Source organism: Rouxiella chamberiensis (assembly GCF_026967475.1).
Lineage (GTDB): Bacteria > Pseudomonadota > Gammaproteobacteria > Enterobacterales > Enterobacteriaceae > Rouxiella > Rouxiella chamberiensis.
In genome coordinates this window covers 3,775,273-3,791,191 of the sequence record NZ_CP114058.1, presented here as the reverse complement: position 1 = coordinate 3,791,191, position 15,919 = coordinate 3,775,273, and the positions used below count along the sequence as shown (strand labels likewise).

At 56.9% G+C, this 15,919-nt stretch carries 19 protein-coding genes and 1 pseudogene; 17 read left to right on the top strand and 3 right to left on the bottom strand.

All coding sequences use genetic code 11. The annotated features are described in order from the left end of the window. From O1V66_RS17620 to flgA, 3 genes are all read right to left on the bottom strand, one after another. Entirely contained in the window at window positions 1-435 is a 435-nt protein-coding gene (locus tag O1V66_RS17620) for a flagellar protein FlgN (protein WP_045048834.1), read from the bottom strand. Continuing rightward, a complete protein-coding gene (gene flgM / locus O1V66_RS17615) occupies window positions 432-695 on the bottom strand; it encodes a flagellar biosynthesis anti-sigma factor FlgM (protein ID WP_052673442.1) in 264 nt (87 codons plus the stop codon). The genes O1V66_RS17620 and flgM overlap by 4 nt, the downstream gene beginning before the upstream one ends. Window positions 696-817: 122 nt before the next feature. Continuing rightward, a complete protein-coding gene (gene flgA, locus O1V66_RS17610; protein WP_045048936.1) occupies window positions 818-1,543 on the bottom strand; it encodes a flagellar basal body P-ring formation chaperone FlgA in 726 nt (241 codons plus the stop codon). 137 nt (window positions 1,544-1,680) lie between these two features. On the opposite strand from flgA, the gene O1V66_RS17605 reads away from it, so the two are divergent. The 17 genes and pseudogenes from O1V66_RS17605 (at window position 1,681) to O1V66_RS17525 (ending at window position 15,918) form a co-directional block, all read left to right on the top strand. Next, complete coding sequence (locus tag O1V66_RS17605; RefSeq protein ID WP_045048835.1) at window positions 1,681-2,031, top strand: flagellar basal body protein; 351 nt, start codon at window positions 1,681-1,683, stop codon at window positions 2,029-2,031. 2 nt (window positions 2,032-2,033) lie between these two features. Further along, a complete protein-coding gene (gene flgC / locus O1V66_RS17600; RefSeq protein ID WP_045048836.1) occupies window positions 2,034-2,459 on the top strand; it encodes a flagellar basal body rod protein FlgC in 426 nt (141 codons plus the stop codon). 3 nt (window positions 2,460-2,462) lie between these two features. Further along, complete coding sequence (locus O1V66_RS17595; RefSeq protein ID WP_052673444.1) at window positions 2,463-3,143, top strand: flagellar hook capping FlgD N-terminal domain-containing protein; 681 nt, start codon at window positions 2,463-2,465, stop codon at window positions 3,141-3,143. A 27-nt stretch (window positions 3,144-3,170) separates the two neighbouring features. Beyond that, window positions 3,171-4,361 carry a flagellar hook protein FlgE gene (flgE, locus tag O1V66_RS17590; RefSeq protein WP_045048837.1) on the top strand — a complete coding sequence of 397 codons (1,191 nt, stop codon included), beginning with the start codon at window positions 3,171-3,173 and terminating at the stop codon, window positions 4,359-4,361. After that, window positions 4,361-5,091: pseudogene (locus O1V66_RS17585) on the top strand (flagellar basal body rod protein FlgF). Before flgE ends, O1V66_RS17585 begins: the two are co-directional and overlap by 1 nt. A 28-nt stretch (window positions 5,092-5,119) precedes the next feature. Continuing rightward, window positions 5,120-5,905, top strand: a complete 786-nt coding sequence (gene flgG / locus O1V66_RS17580; protein ID WP_045048839.1) for a flagellar basal-body rod protein FlgG — start codon at window positions 5,120-5,122, stop codon at window positions 5,903-5,905. A gap of 61 nt (window positions 5,906-5,966) precedes the next feature. Continuing rightward, window positions 5,967-6,632, top strand: a complete 666-nt coding sequence (gene flgH, locus O1V66_RS17575) for a flagellar basal body L-ring protein FlgH (protein ID WP_045048840.1) — start codon at window positions 5,967-5,969, stop codon at window positions 6,630-6,632. 15 nt (window positions 6,633-6,647) lie between these two features. Next, window positions 6,648-7,745, top strand: coding sequence for a flagellar basal body P-ring protein FlgI (locus O1V66_RS17570; RefSeq protein WP_045048841.1), 1,098 nt, complete (start codon window positions 6,648-6,650; stop codon window positions 7,743-7,745). A gap of 10 nt (window positions 7,746-7,755) precedes the next feature. Further along, window positions 7,756-8,070, top strand: coding sequence for a rod-binding protein (locus O1V66_RS17565; protein ID WP_045048842.1), 315 nt, complete (start codon window positions 7,756-7,758; stop codon window positions 8,068-8,070). Window positions 8,071-8,161: 91 nt separating this feature from the next. Beyond that, entirely contained in the window at window positions 8,162-9,529 is a 1,368-nt protein-coding gene (flgK, locus tag O1V66_RS17560) for a flagellar hook-associated protein FlgK (RefSeq protein WP_045048843.1), read from the top strand. A 21-nt stretch (window positions 9,530-9,550) separates the two neighbouring features. Continuing rightward, window positions 9,551-10,399, top strand: a complete 849-nt coding sequence (gene flgL, locus O1V66_RS17555; protein WP_269127931.1) for a flagellar hook-associated protein FlgL — start codon at window positions 9,551-9,553, stop codon at window positions 10,397-10,399. A 76-nt stretch (window positions 10,400-10,475) separates the two neighbouring features. Continuing rightward, the gene (locus tag O1V66_RS17550) at window positions 10,476-11,498 is read left to right on the top strand and encodes a hypothetical protein (protein ID WP_045048845.1); all 1,023 of its coding nucleotides are present in this window, start codon (window positions 10,476-10,478) and stop codon (window positions 11,496-11,498) included. Between the two features lie 141 nt (window positions 11,499-11,639). Continuing rightward, window positions 11,640-12,668, top strand: coding sequence for a flagellin N-terminal helical domain-containing protein (locus O1V66_RS17545; protein WP_045048846.1), 1,029 nt, complete (start codon window positions 11,640-11,642; stop codon window positions 12,666-12,668). Window positions 12,669-12,856: 188 nt separating this feature from the next. Next, on the top strand, window positions 12,857-14,146 hold the full coding sequence (gene fliD, locus O1V66_RS17540) for a flagellar filament capping protein FliD (protein ID WP_045048847.1): 1,290 nt from the start codon (window positions 12,857-12,859) through the stop codon (window positions 14,144-14,146). A gap of 24 nt (window positions 14,147-14,170) precedes the next feature. Beyond that, complete coding sequence (gene fliS / locus O1V66_RS17535; RefSeq protein WP_045048848.1) at window positions 14,171-14,566, top strand: flagellar export chaperone FliS; 396 nt, start codon at window positions 14,171-14,173, stop codon at window positions 14,564-14,566. Then, entirely contained in the window at window positions 14,559-14,861 is a 303-nt protein-coding gene (locus O1V66_RS17530; protein ID WP_045048849.1) for a hypothetical protein, read from the top strand. The genes fliS and O1V66_RS17530 overlap by 8 nt, the downstream gene beginning before the upstream one ends. Before the next feature lies 1 nt (window position 14,862). Next, window positions 14,863-15,918, top strand: coding sequence for a flagellar hook-length control protein FliK (locus O1V66_RS17525; protein WP_052673445.1), 1,056 nt, complete (start codon window positions 14,863-14,865; stop codon window positions 15,916-15,918). The last annotated feature ends 1 nt before the right edge of the window (window position 15,919 follow it).

The window sequence follows — 15,919 nt, the reverse complement described above, 5'->3', positions numbered from 1 at the left end:
TCATTCTTTATAAATGTAATCTTGCTCTCTGTCGAACCAGGGAGCCAGAAGGTCGCGCTGTAGGGTCAACAACGCGCCATTGCGCTCATTAAGCCGTTTGCAGGTCAGCGCAGCCTTTGCCAACTGCCGCCACAGGCTGTTAAGAGCAGGGTGATGGCTGGGCGGCAGGCGTTTCACCAGCATGTCAAAACCGGCGCTGCTGGCCGGTATCTCAAGTGCGATAAAATATTGATGACGCAGCACCGCGTGGGCGCTCAGGCGCTGATAAACCGCCGTCAGCGCCGCGTTAAGCTCGAAAAGCGCCGCGCCGCGACGACGCAGCATCAGCTGTCTTTGCTGCTCAAGCTGCGTTATCAGCTGCTGATAATCCTGCCGATCGGCATTGAGAAGCTTGAGCAATGCGGTGACGGACTGCGCAGTCGACGGGCCATTCACCCTCTGTAAAACTGCTGCATGCTGTCTGCCAGCGTCTCGAGGCACACAGAGAATCGGCCTTCCGCCAGCGCCTTTTTCATCTCTTCTACGCGATCGTTGTCCACCTCGGGCATCTCGGCGAGGGTTTTCCTTGCCGCCTGCAAGGTGGAAGACAGCACGCCGTCTGCCTGCACGGGGCGAGTCACGGCGGACTTGGCGTCCGGTTTGCGCAGATTTCTGACTGGCGCAACCGGCCGGATAGGTCCTGAATTGATTTTCATTTATTGCTCCCGATAAACGTCCTGCACGGCCTGTTTGATTTCAGGCGGAAGTTTTCTTTCATACCCACAACAGGCGGCACGCCGCGGCCAAAACTTTAATTTTTTTCGTCTGTCGCGACGCGCTACTGAACGGGCAACGCCATCACGGTCACCACCCCCACGTCGGTCACCCGCGCCATCACTGTTTTCTGGCTGGCGCCGTTTCTGACTTTTATCAGATCGCCCCGCCGCCCTTTTTGCAAGGCTTCGCCCAGCGTATGCGCGGAAACGCCCTGCTGCTCGGCGACAAGCACCACCGATTGTCCTCGTTCCACCAGCGTCGGCTGTTCCAGTGCGGAGGGTGAAAGCGGCTGCTGAGCGAGGACTCGCCGCTTGAGCGTCAGCCCCAGCGCGCTGTCCCTGTCGGTGAGAAAATTGCCGTACAGCGTGGCGATATTGCGTTTTTTGAATTCCATATCGTCAGACGTCAGGCGCGCGCCGCGTGGCAGCATTTTCGTGCTCACCAGAATTGCCAGATAGAGCGTCGGTTTTACCGTTACCGATGTCTCCCAGCCCGGCCCGTCTTCGCAGCGAATGTCATAACGCATCCGCAGCAGGCTGCTTTGTTCGGCCGTCGGGATCGCGGTTTGCAGCGCCGTTTTACAGGCGGCATTGCGGGAAATGTCATTGGGGATAAATACCGTGAAGCTGGCGCGATAGTCCGTCCACTGCTCGCGTTGCGCCTGCGCTTTCAGGTCGGCGGTGGCGAGACGCACGGCTTCGGCATACACCTGTCGGCGCGCACCGCGATCGCCCGAGGCGGCATGAGCGGCGGACCCAAGCAGAAGAGGAAGGCCAATCAGGGCCATCAGGCGGAAAAAGACTTCCGTTGCAGCGGTCGATAAAAACTAAAAGCATTGTAAATCATAGCGTTGTCATCCTGGCATAGTTATTGCTCATGAGGTGATTGAGCAAACCCTGCGATGACGCCGAGAAAGGAAATGTCGTGAGTATCAGTTTTGAGAAATCGTTGGGTATCCACCCTTCGGCCCTACAGCTTCGACTTTCCCGAGCAGAGCTGTTGGCGGCGAATCTGGCTAACGTCGATACGCCAAACTTCCAGGCAAAAGATATTGATTTTTCACATGAGATGCAACGCGCAACGCAAAGTTTCGGCCTGCCGTCGGCGGTGCAAATCAAATACCGCGTGCCGTATCAACCTTCGATGGACGGCAATACCGTCGCGCTGGACGTTGAGCAGGCCGAGTTTGCCAAAAACGCCCTCGACTACCAGACCAGCATCACTTTTTTGAAGATGCAATTCAGCGGCCTGAATCAGGCCATAGAAGGGAAATAACCGTGGCTTTCACTGATATCTATCGCATTTCCTCGTCGGCGATGACCGCACAAACCGTCAGATTAAATGCCATTGCCAGCAACATGGCCAACGCCGAAACGCCTGCCGCCGATGCGCAGTCGGTCTACAAGGCGCGTCATCCGCTGTTTGCCGCCGTGTATCAAAGCAGTCAGCTGCTGAACCATAACGCCATTGCCGGCGCGCGCGTGCAGGTGCTCGACGTGGTGGAAACCGGCGGCAGCGTTGCGCGCTACGAACCTCATCATCCACTCGCGAACGCCAAAGGTTACGTTTTTTATCCGGAGATCAACGTGGTGGAAGAGATGGCCGACATGATGTCCGCCTCGCGCGGTTTCGAGACCAACGTTGACGTGCTGAACAACGTGAAAAGTATGCAGCAAAGCCTGCTCAATCTGGGAGGAAGTTAATCCATGAATGTTAACAGCAGTTCGGCAAGCTACGGCGCGACCGCGACCCAAGCGCCCATCCCGCCGCAGAGCAACGGCATCCAGAACAATGAAGATATGTTCATGCGCATGCTGGTCAATCAGATAACTCATCAGGACCCCGCCAATCCGCTCGACGGCAACCAGATAGCCAGCCAGTTTGCGCAGATGTCGCAGACCCAGTCGCTGAACAGCGTGGCGAAAATCACCGCCAACAGCAACACGTTGATGAGCAACCTGCAGGTGCTGAGTACCGCCAGCCTGGTCGGCCAAAACGTGATGGTACAAACCGACTCGATAGAACTGGCCGATAAAAGCCTCAACGCGCGCATCACGCTGCAACATCCGGCCAGCGCCGTCACGGTGTATCTGAAAGACCGATTTGGCACCGACCACAAGCTTGCGCTCGGCCCGCTGCCTGCCGGAGAGCACGACTTCACTGTTGATCCGCAGAAAAACGGCTTGCCGCCCGGCAAATATACCCTCGACGTGGTAACCGACAGCGGTGAAAAAAGTGTTCCCGTAGAGTTTGGCGGCACGGTGAAGGTGGTGCGTATCTCGCCGCTGAATGGCGATATCGCACTGAATATTTCCGGTCTCGGCGACGTCTCGTTTACCCGAATCCGCCAGTTCGGATCCGCGTCGGCATCGTCTGCGCGTAGTTAACTTTTCTTTAAATGAAGGAAATCGATTGTGAGCTTTAGTATCGCAAACTCGGGTCTGGACGCCGTGACCCAGCAAATGAACACCGTCAGCAACAACATTGCCAATGCCCACACCGTGGGCTTCAAATCCGGCCATACGCAGTTTGCCGCGCTGTACGCGGGCGAGCAGCCACTCGGCGTCGGCGTGACCGGCATTGCGCAAAGCATCAGCCATCGGGGAAATTTACTCAGCTCCGACAGAGAGCTGAATATGGCCATCGACGGCACCGGCTTTTTCATTGTGCGCAACAGCGCCGGTGAAAACCTGGTCACCCGCGCCGGGACTTTCGACTGCGACGGCAGCGGCTATCTGAACAACAACGGCATGCGGCTACAGGGCCACGGCGTTGACGACAAGGGCGTCTTGCAGGCGGGCAACCTCACCGACCTGAAGATTGCCAATGGCGGTATCCCGGCGAAAGCCTCTACCACGCTGAATCTGGTCGCCAACCTGAAAAGCGACATGCCGGATATCAGTAAAAAATTCGATATCAAAGACAGCACGACCTACAGCTATCAGACCACCAGCCAGGTTTATGATTCACAGGGCGGAGAGCATCAGCTCAACCAGTATTTCGTCAAGAACGGGGTGAACAGCTGGGATGTGTATTACGCCACCGACGGCAAATCGGTAACCAGCACGCCCGCGCGTCTCACCTTCGACAACAGCGGAAAAATGATAGGCCCCGCCACGCCGCCGGTGGTCACTATCGTCAAACCTGCGGCCGGAACCGACGATATCAAACTCACGGTCGACTACAGCGGCACCACGCAATTTAAAGATCTCTCCGACGTATCGCTGAACAAAACCGACGGCTACAAGTCCGGCAAGCAGACGGGGCAGAAAATCGATGAAGACGGCTCGGTTTATGCGACCTACAACAACGGCGAACGCCTGTTGCAGGGCCAGATAGTGATGGCCAACTTCAAAAATCCGGACGGCCTGTCGCCTCAAAACAACACCACCTGGAAACAGACGCTGCAATCGGGCGAGATGCTGACCGGCACGCCGGGCGCGGGTCTTTACGGCAAGATTAAATCCTCGATGGTGGAAGATTCCAATGTCGACCTCACCGGCGAACTGATGAGCCTGATGAATTCACAGCGCGACTATCAGGCGAATACCAAAGTGATAAGCACCGACAGCAGCATGATGAATGCGCTGTTCCAGGCCATGTAATGGACCATTTACTCTATACCGCCGTCAGCGGCGCAACCCGCAGCCTCAATCAGCAGATTATCCACGCCAATAACCTTGGCAATGTGAACACGCAGGGGTTTCGCGCCGATCTGGAAAGCGCGCAGGCACAGCGTATCGCGGGTGAAGGCTATAACACCCGCTATCTGGTGCAGGAAAAAACGCGGGCGTCGACATGACGCAAGGCCAGTCGGAAGTCACGGGACGCAGTCTGGATATCGCGCTTCGCGGGCAGGGCCTTATCGCGCTGCAAGGCCCGAGGGGCGAGGTCTATACCCGCAACGGGCTGATGAACATCAATGACGGCGGCCAGCTCACGATAGGCGGATTGGCGGTTCTGGGCGACAGCGGCCCCGTCATCCTGCCGCCCTACAAGCAGGTCGCCATCGGAGACGACGGCACGATTTCCATTATTCCGGCCAGCGGTGATATCAGAACGCCGCAGGAGATTGACCGCATCAAGCTGGTCGATATTCCCGCCAGAAACCTGACCAAAAATCCGCAGGGATTGCTGATTGCGCCGCAGCGCACAACACCGCGCAGCGAAGCGGTTCGCGTCGAGGCGCAGCATCTTGAAGGCAGCAATGTCTCGGCAATCAGCGAAATGACCGCCAGCATCGCCCTCACCCGTCAGTTCGAAGCCCAGATAAAGATGATGAAAGTGGCCGAAGATCTGGCGCAGGTGGGGAACCGGTTGCTGCGCAACAGTTGATTTTTAAACACTTTACGGGACTACAGTCATGAATCCTGCGTTATGGATCAGTAAAACCGGGCTGGCGGCTCAAGATGCCAAAATGAGCGCCATTTCCAACAATCTCGCCAACGTGAATACCAACGGTTTCAAGCGCGATCGGGTGATTTTTCAGGATCTGTTCTACCAGAATCAGCGCGCGCCCGGCGGTCAGCTGGATCAGGCCCACATTGCACCCTCCGGCATTCAGTTTGGCACCGGTGTAAAAGTGGTCGGCACGCAGAAACAGTTCACGCAAGGTGCCAATCAGGTCACCAAGGGCGATCTCGACGTGGCCATTTCGGGCCAGGGATTTTTCCAGATTGAAAACACCGAGGGCGATGTGGCCTACACCCGCGCCGGTAATTTCCAGTCGGGGCCGGACGGCACACTGGTGACGGCGGAAGGGTTGCCCGTCATCCCGCGCATCGAAATTCCTGCCAACACCAAAGCGCTGCACATTGGCAAGGACGGCACCGTCACCGCCAGCGTGGGAGGCGAAACCGATCCGGTTGAAGTCGGCCAGATTACGCTGGTGAATTTCGTGAATCCCGGCGGTCTGGAGGCGCTGGGGTCCAATCTCTACAAAGAGACCGCCGCCAGCGGCGAGGCGGTTGAAGGCGTACCGGGCGAAGAGTCGTTCGGCCAGCTCGAACAGGGATCGCTTGAAGGCTCCAACGTGCAGGTGGTGGAGGAGATGGTGGACATGATAACCGTTCAGCGCGCCTACGAGATGAACGCCAAGATGGTTTCAGCGGCTGGCGACATGCTGAAATTTGCCACCCAAACGCTGTAAATGTGCAATCCACGCGGCGTTTTCTGCGTGTCGGTCACGCCGCGCCAGACAATAAGAAGCTATGAAAAAATCATTGATAGGCGGCCTGATGGTGCTGCTGTTAAGCGGCTGCGAAAGCACGGGCATGATGGTGCATAAAGATGACGCCGCCTTTGCACCGCCCGAAAATCTGGTGCAGGCCCGCCAGCCCGTCAGCGGAGGCGGGCTGTTTCAGCGCGACAGCGACGGCTCGCTCACTCAGGACCGCCGCACTTACCGCGTGGGCGATATCCTGACGGTAAAACTGGATGAATCCACCCAGTCGAGCAAGCAGGCCAACACCCATTTCGGCAAGAAAAATGACGCTTCCATCGGCATTCCCGAGATTTTCGGCCGCTCGCTGGACAAGCTTGGCGGCTCGCTGTCGGCCAGTCGAAAATTCAACGGCAACGCCGGTTCGGAGCAGCAAAACATGCTGCGTGGCGCGATTACCGTGGCGGTGCATCAGGTGTTGCCCAACGGCGTGCTGGTTATTCGAGGCGAAAAATGGCTGACGCTCAATCAGGGCGATGAATACATGCGCGTCTCGGGGCTGGTTCGCGAAGAAGATATCGAGCATGACAATTCGGTGTCCTCGCAGCGCATCGCCAATGCGCGTATCTCGTATTCAGGGCGAGGTGCGCTGAGTGACGCCAACTCGGCGGGCTGGCTGATGCGCCTGTTCAACCACCCTTTCTTCCCTCTTTAATTACGGAGCATTCTCATGAAACGGCTCTTTCTGCTCGTAATCGGGTTATGGCTGGCTGCGCCTGCCGCGCTGGGACAGACACTCGGATCGCTGGTCGATGTGCAGGGCGTGCGTGGCAATCAGCTGGTTGGCTACAGTCTGGTGGTCGGCCTTGCCGGAACCGGCGATAAAAATCAGGTCAAATTCACCAGCCAGTCGATGATGAACATGTTGCGCCAGTTTGGCGTGCAGCTGCCGCCGAAGATGGACCCCAAAGTCAAAAACGTCGCCGCCGTGGCAATAAGCGCCACGCTGCCGTCGATGTATGCCCGCGGGCAGTCGATCGATGTCACCGTTTCCTCGATTGGCGATGCCAGAAGCCTGCGCGGCGGAACCTTGCTGCTCACGCAGTTGCGCGGCGCGGACGGCGAAATCTATGCGCTGGCACAGGGCAACGTGGTGGTCGGCGGTTTCAAGGCCGAAGGCGATAGCGGCTCGAGTATCACCGTCAATACGCCGACGGTCGGGTTGGTGCCCAACGGCGGATCGGTCGAACGCGAGATAGCCAGCGATTTTCAAACCAGCCAAACCGTGACCCTTAATTTGAAGAGCCCGAGTTTCAAGACCGCCAACAATGTGGCGATCGCGCTGAATCAGGCATTTGGCAGTAAAACGGCCACGGCACAGAGCGCGACCAATGTGATAGTCAATGCGCCCAACGATCCCGGCGCGCGCGTGGCCTTTATGTCGCTGCTGGAAGATGTGCCGGTGACGCCCGGCAGCGTGCGGCCACGGGTGGTATTCAATGCCCGCACCGGCACGGTAGTTATCGGCGAAGGGGTCGTGGTGCACGCCGCCGCCGTGTCGCACGGCAATCTGTCGGTGAATATCAGTGAAAACAAACAGGTGAGTCAACCCAATCCATTTGGCAACGGCAAAACGGTCACGACGCCGCAGAGTACGATTTCGGCGCGTCAGGGACAGGGGCAGATGATGATCGTTCACTCGGCAACCCGTCTGCGCAGCATCGTCGATACCCTCAACAGCCTCGGCGCGTCACCCGACGACATGATGGCTATCCTGCAGGCGCTGCATGAAGCGGGCGCGCTCGATGCCGAATTACTCGTGATTTAAGGAGCTAACGATGATCGATGCCATAAACACCGCACGCAGCTACATTCCGGGCGACATCGGCGGCACGCCCAAACCGCAGACTCTTGCCCAGGCCTCGGAACAGTTCGAGGCTCTGTTTCTGCGCTCGATGACCCGGCAGATGCGCAAGGCTTCCGACGCGCTGGTCGGTGATGACGACCCGTTCAACAGCAAGCAGCAGCGCATGCTGCGGGATTTTTATGACGACAGGCTGTCGCAGACGCTCGCGGCGCAGCATTGCAGCGGCATGGCCGAACTGCTGGTCAAACAGCTGGGGAAAGCCGCGCCATCGACGCCGGACACTTAAGTTTTCGGCCATAGATGTCGCTGAGAACCCAAGGAAGCGCCAGCTCGCCATTCGCGCGTGTGGCCGATGCAACAGAGAAAAAGGACCGTTCATGGACATTATCAATACCGCAAGTTCCGGCGCGCAGGCGGCCAGAGCCAGAATGAACGCCAGCGCGATGAACCTGGCGAACCTCAAAACGCCCGGTTACAGCCGTCAGCAGGCAGACCAGAGCGCCATTGGGCCTTCCGGCGAGAGCAACAGCGCAGGCGGCGGCGTGCAGATTGACCGTCTCAGGCGCATTGCCGACTCATTCCTGACCCGCCAGCTTTGGGGCAGCAACAGCAAAAGCGAGTACTGCAAAAAGGACGATGTTTATCTGTCGCCGCTGGAAAAAATTCTCGGCAACAGCAATACCGGTCTGGCCGAAGGCGTCGACAAGTTTTTTGCCACCCTGAATGGCGCAACGACGCAGCCTGATAATCCGGCCAATCGACAGGCTATTGTCGGTGAAGCACAGGCGATGGCGACGCGTTTCAACAACGTTAACCGTTTTATTCAGGACCAGCGGCGCAATATTCACAGCGAACGCCGGGACACCGTTCAAACCGTGAATACCCTCACTAAAAATATCGCCAGCTACAACGACAAGATTTCTGCATTGGTCGTCAATGGCGACAATGCCAACGTGATGCGCGACCAGCGCGACGAACTGGTCAAACAGCTCAGCAACTTCATGGACGTGAATGTGCAGGAAGACAGCAAGGGGAGCTATACCGTCAGTCTGAACAACGGGGAAACGCTGGTCAGCGGCAAAAACGTCGGCACGCTGTCGGTCGAGGACAGGCCCAACGGATCACAGGGACTGGCGCTGGAGTTCTGTCAGGTAAAAAACGTGATAAACATGGCATGTGGCGGCAAGCTCGGCGCCATGAACGATTATGAAAACAACACCTTGAGCCAGATGCGCAGCGAGGTGAACGGCATGGCGGAAAGTCTGACGAAACAGGTGAACGATCAGCTGGCGAAAGGCTTCGACCTGAACGGTAAAGCCGGTAAACCGCTGTTTGTGTTCGACGCCAAAAGTGCGGTGGAAATGCTGAAAGTGACGGCGCTGCCGCCTGCCGATCTGGCGCTCTCGGACAAACAGGGCGTGAGCGGCAATGGCGGAAATCTGCTGGCGCTCATCGACATCAAAAACCGCAAGTTCAGCGTCGGCGGCAGTTCGCCAGTCACGCTCGGCGACCGTTGCACCGCCATGATAAACGTCATCGGCATGACCAGCCGACAAAATAAAAGTGAAGCGCTGGCCGCCAATGATCTCTTCCAGCAGGCGCAGACGCGGCGCGACAACCTCAGCGCCGTCAATTCGGAAGAAGAAGCCATTAATTTACAGTCGGATAAAAACGAATATCAGGCCAATCTAAAGGTTATCGCCACCGGCGATAAAATATTCAGCGAACTGCTGGCCCTGTTTTAATCGCCTTTTTAAGGAATCAATATGAGAGTCAGCAGTCTGTATCTTCCCTCGCTTATGAATCAGTCGCTCGAGAGGAGCGGCAACGCCATTTATAATTTGCAGGAACAGGTCTCGTCCGGCAGGAAAATCAATCAGCCCTCGGATGACCCTATTGTCAGCGCGCAGCTCATCAATCTTCAGCGCGAAAGCCGCGAAATCAGCCAGTATCAGAGCAATATCAAACGCATTTCCACCAGCTTCTCACAGCAGGAGACGCAGGTCAGCGCCATTTTGTCGCAAACCGACCTGATTCACGGCGATCTGGTGAGTGCCGCCAACAGCACCAATTCCACCGTCGATCTCAAAAGCCTTTCACAGACCATCGACGGGAAAATCGAGGCCATTGTCGCCTCGCTGAATCAGAAAAATGAAGACGGCCACGCCATGTTCGCAGGCACGATGACCGATCATCAGGCGGTGATTCTGGACCCCCAAACGGGGCGTTATTACTACAACGGCAATGAGGAACAGCGCGTCAGCACCGTGGCGAACGGCATCAACATCGCCGAAAACACGCTGATGGGCGACGCGTTTTCCAAAAGCGGCAGCACTCTCGATGTGCTGAATACGTTGGCGGCTCTTAGCCAGAAAATGAAATTGCCCAAACAAACGGTGTCGGGCTGTCTGAGCGATATCAACGCACAAATCGTGCTTGTGGATCAGTGCGCCAAGAATCTGGGCGGCAAGCTCACTGACCTGGGGATTCGCCAGAACCGCCTGACGCAACTCGACGATGCGCACACCGATATCGCCACGGTTCGGCAAACTCGCTATCGAAGATCTGGTCAATACCGACAGCGTGCAGGCCAACGGCGATATCAACCTGTATAAAATGTCGATTCAGGCCAGCGAAATGACCTACATGAAGATAAGTCAGCTTTCTCTCTTTAATTACATGGACTAAACGATGCAGGTTGGAATCACTCGCCATAAAGCGTCCAGCCTTGCGCCGACGCCGCCTCAACGCCGCTCCGTCAACGCGGCAACCGCCGTACAAGGCACGGACACGGCGCACAGGATTCAGGGGCTGGATTTTCCCGATCCGCTGCTTATCTCCAGCCGACCGCTGCGTTACAACGTGGAATTCAATCGCCAGGTCACCGCCGTGCAGCAGGCCGATGATTTCCTTGGCCGCGCGGAAAGTGGCATTGTCACCCTGCGCCACACCATCAATCACGGTACGTCGCCGGAAATCATCCGGCAGGCGCAGCAGTTGACGAGGCTGCTGGACAACCGTCCCGCGCTGTCGGGTCATAGCGTGGACCGCGCATTGCGAGTCACGCTTACCGCGCCGCCGCAGGTCGGTTTTCGACTGGCGGCGGCCGAAACTCTGCTGAACAACCCGCAGGCAGAAACCCTTATCTTTTCTCTTTCGAATGAGGGGCAGGATATGGCGGCGTGCACTTTACCCGCCGAGGGCGAGCCACAGCAGCGTTTACGCCCGATGCGTCAATGTCTGGGTCGGTTGGGCATCGCCACGCATGGCGATACGCAGCACGCCGTCACCTTTTCGGTGAGTGAAGAGAGCTGGCCGCGCGTTCGCGATCGTTTGGCCGTGCGCGGCGAGGGAAAACGCTTTACCGCCGAACGGTTTACGGCGCTTGATCCCGTGCCGGACGCCACCTTGCAAGACAGCCTGAAACCGCTGATAGCTCATCCGCAGCAGGCTCGGGCGCAACTGAAGACGCTGCATCAGGCTCTGGAACATATCAGCGGGCAGCGGGAACAGCTTGCCCTGAACAGGGAGCAGATCCGCTCTACCCTCAACGGCATGGAGACGTTTAAGGATCAAGGGTCGGCGCTTCTGGCTTCTTCTCGACTGGGCAACCGTCTGGCCGAGGCGGCCGCGCATTTTTCCACGCTGTCGCAGGCGTTGAACGGGCAGGCCAACGCTCGCCCTACCACCGTTAAAAACTTGCTGCGCGGCTAAGGTCGCGCCTGCCTGACCGCCTCTCTCCGCCTTTTTTGCATTTAATCGTCACCGCATTTAATTTTTTCGTCCCCTGTGTCGTTTTATCCAGATACCAAAACAAGAAGGCTAATCGATAGCCTTCAACAGGGGATTTACATCATGGGTTTATCAATTTTTACCAATGCTTCTGCAATGACCGCCAACAACGCGTTGAACCGTTCCAATGCGCTGCTGAACACATCCATGCAACGTCTGGGCACCGGCAAGCGCATCAATACCGCAGCAGATGATGCAGCCGGTATGCAGATTGCCAGCCGCCTGCAAAGCCAGGTGGATGGTATGACCGTTGCGCGAAAAAATATCAGCAATGCGACCTCGTTGCTGCAAACCGCAGAAGGCGGCTTTAACGAACTCACCAGCATCATGGGCCGTATGAAAGACCTGGCGACCGAATCTGCCAACGGCACGGCTTCGCAGACGGATCACGATGCGCTGCACGCCGAGTTTACCCAGCTGAACGGTGAGCTGAAAAATATCATGAGTAACACCAGCTTTGGTGGCGAAAAGCTGATGACTACGGAAAAAGCAGGTGTTCACGCCGTTAAAGGCGCTTCAGCTATAGCAGAGGTCAGAGATGGATCAGGCAAAGTAACGGTCTCGGGCGTGCCCGCTGTTGTAGCTGTTGCCGGTAAAGATCCCGTAGCCGCAGGTAAATTCGCCGATAAAGCCGGTATGAACTTCCAGATTGGCGACAGCACCGGGGAAACGCTTAACGTCAATATCAGTGACGATCTCAAAACCCTGCAAACCGCGATGGACGGATTCGATAAATTAACTCTGAATGTGGGCGATGGTGCCGTTCCTGCCACCGCGACGAGCGCGGCGGTTGTGGGTGATTTCGTGAAACCGTCTCAGGAAGCGATGACCGAACTGTCTAAGGCGATGGAAAAAGTGGGCGGTATCCGCTCCAAACTGGGCGCCTCCATCAACCGTCTGAGCCACACCGATGCCAACATCACCACCATGCAGGACAATACCCGTCAGGCGCTGGGCAATATCCGCGACGTCGATTACTCCACCGAAGCCTCGAACATGACCCGCCAGCAGATGCTGTCGCAGACCAGTATGACCATGTTGAAACAGTCAAACAGCATGTCACAGATGGTTTCCGCGCTGCTACAGGGTTAATCCCCTTCGCGAGCCGCCACACCGCCTGCGGGCGGTGTTTTTGTCTGTCGCCATCCCTTCCGCCGAAGGAGCCGAAAGCGGAACCCCGCTTCCGCGATGTAATTTATCTCTATGTTTTTATTGCAATTAATAGCTGGCACGCGGATTGCTAATCCTAACGCGTGTGTGCATAAGCCAGGAGAATCATCATGTTTGACGCAAGCAGTATCGATCCGACAAAGATTGCCACCACCATGGCCGCCGCCGCCGTGAAATCGCTCGACGACAGAGTCGCCAGACAGGGAAAAACGCTCGACGCGCAGCAAAAATCGCTTACCGCCCTGTCGACCGAAATGAACCGTTTTCGTACCTCGCTGAGTGCGCTGGACCATAAAAACGACGGTCTTCTGAGAAATCAGGTGACCCGCAGCGAAGAGCACGTCGCCACCGTTACCGCCAATTCGACGGCAGTAAAAGGCAGTTATGACATTGAAATCGTTCAGCTTGCCAGCAGAAGTCAGGCCGAACTTACCCATCTCGACGATGCCGCGGTCAAAAAGGCGCAGGGCACAATGGTGCTGACGGTAGGCAAGCAGAAACTGGCTATCGACATGTCGAAAATGAATTCGCTGGCCGATGTACAAAAAGCGATCAACAGCGGCGCGAAAGATTCGCCAGCCATTACGGCTTCACTGGTGAGAATGAACGGTCAGGTGTCGTTGATGATAAGCACCGACCATACCGGCGTCGAAAATTCCCTTTCGCTGTCCGGGCTGCCCGCAGGCGCCTCCTACACATGGCTTCAGGTGGCCAAAGACGCCAAATACACCTTTAACGGCAAGCACGGCTCAAGCAGCAGCAACACCATTGAAAATGTGATCGATGGCGTCACGGTTGAACTCGATAAAATCACAACCAACGGCGCACCGCTGAATATCAAGATTGATACGGATGCAAAATCGTCCCGCGATCAGGTGCAAAAGTTCGTGGATGCCTACAACAAGCTGGATGATTCCCTCAATGCCACCACCGTTATCGGTTCCAAGACCGCGCAGCGCGGCATTTTCGCAAGCGACGCCGACATTGTTTCCATCGACCGAAATCTGAAAAATCTGCTGCGCAGTTCGATAGGCGGCAAAAACATTACCGACTTCGGGATTACGGCGGATAAAACCGGCCATTTGGTGATCGACAGCGAAAAGCTGGACAGCATCCTGAGAAAAGATCCCAAAGCGTTAACGGCGCTTTTCAACGGCAAAGACGGCCTAATCAAGAAGCTGGACAAGTCATTGGACCCCTATTTGAGCAAGGCAACCGGCTCTTTCAAGCGTCGTCAGGACAGTATCGATCGTGACCAGCTCGAGCTGACAAAAAGCAAGGAGTCCAACGATAAACGTTATCAGGACACCTACGACCGCTACCTGGCTCAATACTCCCGTCTACAGGCCACGATGAGCAAAATGAATCAGACGCTCTCCTCGCTGGGCCTGCTCGGCTAACAGGAATGCATTCAAGGAGGCTGTATGTACGGTAATGCGCACGAGGGCACCACGCTTTATCAGGAATCGATTGTCGCGATGCGGGCCGCCGCCGCCACGCCGCACCAACTGGTGCTGATGCTGTTCGACGGGCTGATGGACGAACTGATGCGCGCGCGCAGTCATATCGTGGCGAAACGCTACGAGCGCAAAGGGCAGAGCATCAACAAGTGTATCGATATTCTCAACGGCCTCACCAGTTCGCTGGACTATGAAAAAGGCGGCGAGTTGGTGCTCAATCTGGCGGGCCTTTATGACTACAGCGTGTATCGGCTTTACGACGTCAGCCATACGCTCGACGTCGACGGGCTTGATGAGGTTATCGCCATTCTGGAAAACATTCGTCAGGGCTGGCATGCCATGGACCGCCACGATGGATGAAGTCAACGCTATCCGGATTCTGACGCAGGTACTGCAACAGATGAGCGCAGAGGACAGTCCCGAGGCGCTCGAGCAGGTCAATCGCGATGTCGAAAACTTGATAGCGCGGATCAACGCATTGCCGCCAGCCGCTGACATCAAACAGGCGTTGCTGCCATTGCGGCAGGCTTTCGAGGCGCTGCTGGCGCGCTGTCGCAGTCACAGTCGGCAACTCGATGCCGCGCTGAAAATGCACTGCGCCTACCACGAAGGCACTGACGCCTACGCCAGCGTGTCAGCGCACAAGGAGGGATAACATGACGGCAATCAGCATCACGTCCGGCCTGCCTACGCCGATCCCATCCGCTATTCTGCCCGTTCCGCTCGCGCCAACCGCTGAAACGCCCGCAGATACGCTGCCCTTTATTGTGCAACTGCTGGCCGCCACGGGCGCAGCGCCCCGGAAAAATGCTCCGACGCTGCCGGTGGTCAAAGACGACAGACAGCAAGCGCCGCTCGACGAGGGCGACAAAAAAACGCCGCATGGAGAAGGGGTTAACCAGCAGTGGCTGGATGCCCTGCTACTGCCCACGTCTCTTCCCGTTGTGCAGCCCGCCGCCGCTTTCGTTGTTGCGCCGGTTCAGGTTGACGCAGCCGTTGCCCCTCGCCCAATCGTTTTATCTCCGGGTCTTGTCGCGCTGCCTTTGTCGAAAAACGAGAGCGGTGTGCAAGCCGATGTCCCTCCGGCGGCAATGCAGCCGAAAGCCTCCTCCTGCGTGCCGGTTCTGGCTTCACTGCCTGACCTCCCTTTGCCCGCCAAGCCGCGTGCGGGCGAGTCTGAAGGGGTACACGCGCCGTGGGGCGAGGCGTTGAACGCCGTTGGCTCGACGTCACCTCTTTTGCCGACGTCCGCCGCAGATTCCATACCTGCGCCGACGGCAGACGTGCGGCTGACACTGCACGGCAACGGCGAGTCGCTGGCGCAACAGCTGGGAAACGCGCTGGGCGAACGGCTCAAACTCCAGATTGATAATCATGTTCAGCACGCCTCCATCAAGCTTTATCCGGCAGAGATGGGAAAAATCGATATCTCCCTGCATTTCGAAGCCGGAAAATTGAGTGTGCAGATCAATGCCGGACAGCAGGATGTGTACCGCGCCTTGCAGCAGACCAGCAACGAATTGAGACAGAATCTGCTCCAGCATAATGTTCAGGTGGAGGTTCAGGTTTCCTCCCAGCAGCAGCCACCGATGCAACAGCAGCATTCGCAGAAGAAACCCCACGCGCAGGCAGAAAACATTGTGATTGCCCGCGCGCTGGACGACGAAAATCCTACCTCCGATTCCGACGGCAGTATCTTGCTGACAATTTAAG

Bases quoted from the DNA above. Each gene is read 5' to 3' on its own strand.
- fliD (WP_045048847.1), top strand. From the start codon at position 12,857: ATGTTTGACGCAAGCAGTATCGATCCGACAAAGATTGCCACCACCATG.
- flgM (WP_052673442.1), bottom strand. From the start codon at position 695: ATGAAAATCAATTCAGGACCTATCCGGCCGGTTGCGCCAGTCAGAAAT.
- flgK (WP_045048843.1), top strand. From the start codon at position 8,162: ATGGACATTATCAATACCGCAAGTTCCGGCGCGCAGGCGGCCAGAGCC.
- flgH (WP_045048840.1), top strand. From the start codon at position 5,967: ATGAAAAAATCATTGATAGGCGGCCTGATGGTGCTGCTGTTAAGCGGC.
- O1V66_RS17570 (WP_045048841.1), top strand. From the start codon at position 6,648: ATGAAACGGCTCTTTCTGCTCGTAATCGGGTTATGGCTGGCTGCGCCT.
- flgL (WP_269127931.1), top strand. From the start codon at position 9,551: ATGAGAGTCAGCAGTCTGTATCTTCCCTCGCTTATGAATCAGTCGCTC.
- O1V66_RS17565 (WP_045048842.1), top strand. From the start codon at position 7,756: ATGATCGATGCCATAAACACCGCACGCAGCTACATTCCGGGCGACATC.
- fliS (WP_045048848.1), top strand. From the start codon at position 14,171: ATGTACGGTAATGCGCACGAGGGCACCACGCTTTATCAGGAATCGATT.
- O1V66_RS17545 (WP_045048846.1), top strand. From the start codon at position 11,640: ATGGGTTTATCAATTTTTACCAATGCTTCTGCAATGACCGCCAACAAC.
- O1V66_RS17595 (WP_052673444.1), top strand. From the start codon at position 2,463: ATGAATGTTAACAGCAGTTCGGCAAGCTACGGCGCGACCGCGACCCAA.
- flgA (WP_045048936.1), bottom strand. From the start codon at position 1,543: ATGGCCCTGATTGGCCTTCCTCTTCTGCTTGGGTCCGCCGCTCATGCC.
- O1V66_RS17530 (WP_045048849.1), top strand. From the start codon at position 14,559: ATGGATGAAGTCAACGCTATCCGGATTCTGACGCAGGTACTGCAACAG.
- O1V66_RS17550 (WP_045048845.1), top strand. From the start codon at position 10,476: ATGCAGGTTGGAATCACTCGCCATAAAGCGTCCAGCCTTGCGCCGACG.
- flgG (WP_045048839.1), top strand. From the start codon at position 5,120: ATGAATCCTGCGTTATGGATCAGTAAAACCGGGCTGGCGGCTCAAGAT.
- O1V66_RS17525 (WP_052673445.1), top strand. From the start codon at position 14,863: ATGACGGCAATCAGCATCACGTCCGGCCTGCCTACGCCGATCCCATCC.